Annotated in this window: 5 protein-coding genes and 1 pseudogene; 2 read left to right on the top strand and 4 right to left on the bottom strand. The window is 63.9% G+C overall.

Annotation, left to right across the window (positions count from 1 at the left end; translation table 11 throughout):
- The 4 genes and pseudogenes from EN935_RS24530 to EN935_RS24515 all read right to left on the bottom strand — a co-directional run.
- Nucleotides 1–337, bottom strand: a pseudogene (locus EN935_RS24530) (serine protease); the annotation flags it as partial.
- A gap of 247 nt (nucleotides 338–584) precedes the next feature.
- Nucleotides 585–1,304, bottom strand: coding sequence for an MBL fold metallo-hydrolase (locus tag EN935_RS24525; protein ID WP_127262798.1), 720 nt, complete (start codon nucleotides 1,302–1,304; stop codon nucleotides 585–587).
- A 17-nt stretch (nucleotides 1,305–1,321) separates the two neighbouring features.
- Nucleotides 1,322–2,488 (bottom strand): diphosphate--fructose-6-phosphate 1-phosphotransferase, encoded by a 1,167-nt coding sequence (locus EN935_RS24520; RefSeq protein WP_127262792.1) that lies wholly within the window; start codon nucleotides 2,486–2,488, stop codon nucleotides 1,322–1,324.
- An 86-nt stretch (nucleotides 2,489–2,574) separates the two neighbouring features.
- Nucleotides 2,575–3,342, bottom strand: coding sequence for a L,D-transpeptidase (locus EN935_RS24515; protein WP_109666868.1), 768 nt, complete (start codon nucleotides 3,340–3,342; stop codon nucleotides 2,575–2,577).
- Between the two features lie 239 nt (nucleotides 3,343–3,581).
- On the opposite strand from EN935_RS24515, the gene EN935_RS42820 reads away from it, so the two are divergent.
- Both EN935_RS42820 and EN935_RS24505 read left to right on the top strand, forming a co-directional pair.
- Nucleotides 3,582–3,704: a hypothetical protein gene (locus EN935_RS42820; protein ID WP_013528283.1), complete on the top strand. Its 123-nt coding sequence runs from the start codon at nucleotides 3,582–3,584 to the stop codon at nucleotides 3,702–3,704.
- A 97-nt stretch (nucleotides 3,705–3,801) separates the two neighbouring features.
- Nucleotides 3,802–4,275, top strand: a 474-nt coding sequence (locus EN935_RS24505) for a LysE family translocator (RefSeq protein ID WP_164771310.1), incomplete at its 3' end; no start/stop codon positions are given.

Raw genomic sequence — 4,275 nt, 5'->3', positions numbered from 1 at the left:
GTGCCTGTTCCTGCGGCGGCGTGCGCGGAGCGGGCATGCCCTGGTCGCCGAAGAACTGGCGGAAATAGTCGTCGAATGGCGAGTTGCCGAGAGGCACGCCATCGTCCGTGCTTTCCGGCTGTGCCTTCATGACGGTGGTAACCGTCACCACCGCCGGCTTGTCGGCGGCCACGATGGGGGCGAACGAGCCGTTGGGCGCAGTGATGCCGGCGACAGGTGTCTGGGTTGTCGGAACGGCGTTGCCCGCGCTTTGGGCGAAAGACATGACGAAGGGGGATATGATCAGCGCAGCGCCCAGCAAGGCCGCGACGCGATGTCTGCGAAGGATATCTGACATGGTCGTTTGTCCGGGCGAGAGTTGATCCGTCGCCGTGGCCGCTCCCATGTCAGGAAAGCCAGCCATCTGGCGTGTCGAGGGTCGCGATTGCCCGTCTCGCCTGGCATGGCAGCCGACCGGATCGACAGCCTGCATCTAGGGCGCAGATTGGCCCGATTTAGGGTTTTCGGGCGACCTTACGAAGATTTAATCTCCGGACGGCAGGTCATAATATCGTCAGGCGGGGCTTTTCTACCCCGCCGGGGCGTCAGATCCCGGCGGTTCGCCCGAGATAGGTCGTGGCAATCGCGCGCATGCGCTTGCCGTCGAAGCTCGGTCCGTGTCCGCCATGGCCGATGCGGATCGGCAGGTCGAGCAGGCGCTGCATCGTACTGATATAGGCCGTTCGGTCCGAATCCGGCAGGTCGTCGATCAGCGTGTCGTCGTAGATGGCGTCGCCGCTGAAGAACAGGCCGTCGACCTCGTCGAACAGCGCGATCGAATCCGGGGAATGGCCCGGCAGATGCAGCACACGGAACTGCCGGTCGCCGAGATCGACGATGTCGCCCTCGTCCAGGGTCCGCGTCAATGGAGCGGACGGGATCTTGTAGTCGGCCGCCTTCCAGCCCGGCGCCGGCAGTTTCGAGACGGCGCCGTCGAGATCGTGGAACATGTAAGCGTAGGTCACCGCCTCATCCATGCTCTCGAATTGTTCGGCGCTCATCCTTGGCCCTGCTCGCCACGGGAATTCGTGCAGCGAGCCGACATGGTCGAGATGGATGTGGGTGGCGACGACCAGCAGCGGCTTGCCGTCGGACGTCTCGATCTCGGGCGCCAGCGGACAGATGCCCATGCCGGTGTCGACGAGCAGGTCGGCGTCGCGGCCGCGCAGATGCCAGATGTTGGCGCGCAGGTACTCATGCACGAACGGCTCGGTCAGCATCGTCGTCTTGTCGTCGACGATGCGCCTGCTGAACCAGTCCGGCATCAGGTGTGAGCCTGGCATCAGACGAAGGGCTTCCCGACCTTGTACTTTTCCGGCACCAGCCGCTTGAGATAGGCCATACCGGCATCCGACAGCTGATTGACATCGGGCTTCATGAAATCATCCGGCATGTGGCGGGTCTTGCCGGCGACGTTCTTCAGCGGCACTTTCTTCAACACCGTTTTGGTGCCGTCATATTGCAGCGCCACCGAGCCGCCGCCCTGTTCGGAGACAGTGACGGCGAAAGCGCCGGCATCGAAAGCCTCCTGCGCGTCGACCGCGCTGATGGCGCCGATATTGCCGCGCGGCATGTAGCCTAGGGCATCGACGCGGGCTCGCTTGCCCGGCAGCCCTTCTGCCAGCGCACGCTCGAGTGCAGCCGGCAGGTCGCTGCCCGACAGCTTGACGTTGCCATGCTCGTCGCGCTCCAGTTTGTCCGGCGGCACCAGGCTTTCGACCAGCGCCTTGCCGTCGGCGGTGCTGACACCTTCCGACACGGCGACGATGCAGCGCTTGTGGCGATCGAGCGTGGCGCGAACGTCGTCGATGAAGCCGGCGGCCGAGAATGGGCGCTCAGGCACATAGACGAGGTGCGGTCCGCTGTCGGGGTCGAGCTGCCATGCCGCAGCGGCCGCGGTCAGGAAGCCGGCATGCCGGCCCATGACGATGCCGACATAGATGCCGGGCAGCGCGCGAAAATCGAGGTCGACGGACAGGAAAGCGCCGGCGACGAACTCGGCCGCGGAGATGAAGCCCGGCGTGTGGTCGTTTTCCTCGAGATCATTGTCGATGGTCTTCGGCGCATGGACGAAGGCGATCTTGCCGCCGGCGGCTTCGGTCAGGATTTGCTGTGTGCCCGACGTGTCGTTGCCGCCGATGTAGATGAAAGCGTCGGCGCCGGCCTTCTTCAGGCCGTTGAGGATGACATCGCAATAGGCGGCATCCGGCTTGTCGCGCGTCGAGCCAAGGGCCGCACTCGGCGTGCCGGCAATCAGCCGCAGCCGGTCTTCCGGGATGGCGGAGAGATCGACATAGTTGCCGTCACGAATGCCGCGCACGCCGTGAATGGAGCCGAGGACCTTGGCACCGGGATGCCGCTTGCGGATCTCCAGCGTCGCCCCGACTACCGTCTGGTTGATGACGGCGGTTGGACCGCCGCCCTGCGCGATAACAAAAGTTCCGGCCATTCCTGACGTCTCCCGAGCGATGAATTCGCAGGCACATTCGCCTGTCTTTCGCTATCGCGCAACGGAAGAGTGGGACGGGTGACGTGTCAGGCGACGACGACCGGGTTTTTCTTTGAGACGCGGCTGTAGAGATCGATGATGTCCTGGTTGATCAGGCGCACGCAGCCCGACGACATCGCCTGGCCGATGCTCCACCATTCGGGCGAGCCGTGGATGCGATAGCCAGTGTCCTTGCCGTCCTGGTAAATGTAGAGGGCGCGCGCGCCGAGCGGGTTGGTCAGGCCACCGGGCTGGCCGGCCTGCCATTTCACCAGTTCCGGCTTGCGCGCGATCATTTCGGGCGGCGGCGTCCAGGTCGGCCATTCCCTGCCGTACTGGATGTTGGCGCGGCCGGACCAGCGAAAACCGTCCTTGCCGATACCGACGCCGTAGCGGATGGCATCGCCGCCCGGCTGCACGAGATAGAGCATGCGCTCCTGCAGATGGACGACGATGGTGCCGGGTGCCTCGCCTGTCGTGTCGACGACGATCTGGCGGCGGAACTCCGACTTGACCTTGAGATATGGCACTTCCGGCACGTTGAAGCCGCCATCCGTCATCGCGGCATACATCACGCCGGGGCTGGTGATGTTCTTGTCGACGCTGATGCTCGGCCGGATCGGTCGCACGGAACCGGTGACCGTATCGTCGAGTTCGAGTGCGGGCAGGCCGCCGCCCGAGGTCGAGCAACCGGCAGCGCTGAGCAGCGCGAGCGCCCCTGCCCCTGACAGGATGGCACGACGGGAAAGATGATGATCGGTTTCGATTGCGTCGCCGTTTCGCGGCGGCGTCAGACCTTGCGGCAACTCACGCATATACCCAAACCCTACGCTGTCGGCGGGAAGCACGGTCCGGCCGGATAGCGGGCATTTTCATCATTCATGGTTGATAAAGCGTGAAGACTTTGCGCAGCCTGTGTTTGCGCATTGCCCGGCGGGCGCTCGACCTTCCTGCCTGAGCATTGACTGGGAGCTGCTGCACAAAAAGGCCTCGGACGGGTCATAATCCCGGCACTGGTGTTTCCTACCCCTCAAGCGATCAGCGAGGGGCCTCCATGTGCAAGACGTTAAAAACCGACATCAAGCTTTTTGCCGCTGCCATTGTCGCGGCAGCAACCGTACTCGGTGCCAATGTCAGCCTGGCCGATATCGTGAGCACGCTGAGCGGCGCGAACTGACACCGATCTGCCGTTGGCGCAGTTAGGGGAAATCGCCTCTTTACATTCTCCCGGGCCTAAGGATTTATCCTCTTCTTTGAGCTCAAAGGAGACGAGCATGTCCTTCGAAAACTGGGCCGCCTTCGCCGCTGCGTCGACGATCCTTCTCATCATTCCGGGCCCGACCATCCTGCTGGTCGTGTCGTACGCGCTGGGCCAGGGCTGGCGCACCGCTCTGCCGATGGCGGTCGGCGTGGCGCTGGGCGACTTCACCGCGATGACCTTGTCGATGCTGGGCATCGGCGCGCTGCTGGCGGCTTCGGCGACGGTCTTCACCATTCTAAAGCTGATCGGCGCCGGCTATCTGATCTATCTCGGCGTGAAACTGTTTCGCGCCGGCGGTGCGCTGAAGGCCGAACCACGCACCGATGCGGTGTCGTCGGCCAAGATGATGGCGCATGCCTGGCTGGTCACCGCGCTCAATCCGAAAAGCATCACCTTCTTCGTCGCCTTCCTGCCGCAGTTCCTCGACCGGCACGCCGATTTCTGGACGCAGATGCTGATCTTCGAGACGACCTTCCTGGCGCTCGCC

Source organism: Mesorhizobium sp. M7D.F.Ca.US.004.03.1.1 (genome assembly GCF_003998635.1).
GTDB classification, from domain to species: Bacteria; Pseudomonadota; Alphaproteobacteria; order Rhizobiales; family Rhizobiaceae; genus Mesorhizobium; species Mesorhizobium loti.
Note: the sequence above shows the minus strand (reverse complement) of the source record. Positions and strands in the feature narration are given on the sequence as shown.

What these genes read in the sequence shown, in the direction of transcription:
- EN935_RS24525 (WP_127262798.1), bottom strand. Translation starts at nt 1,304, where the DNA reads ATGCCGGACTGGTTCAGCAGGCGCATCGTCGACGACAAGACGACGATG.
- EN935_RS42820 (WP_013528283.1), top strand. Translation starts at nt 3,582, where the DNA reads ATGTGCAAGACGTTAAAAACCGACATCAAGCTTTTTGCCGCTGCCATT.
- EN935_RS24515 (WP_109666868.1), bottom strand. Translation starts at nt 3,342, where the DNA reads ATGCGTGAGTTGCCGCAAGGTCTGACGCCGCCGCGAAACGGCGACGCA.
- EN935_RS24520 (WP_127262792.1), bottom strand. Translation starts at nt 2,488, where the DNA reads ATGGCCGGAACTTTTGTTATCGCGCAGGGCGGCGGTCCAACCGCCGTC.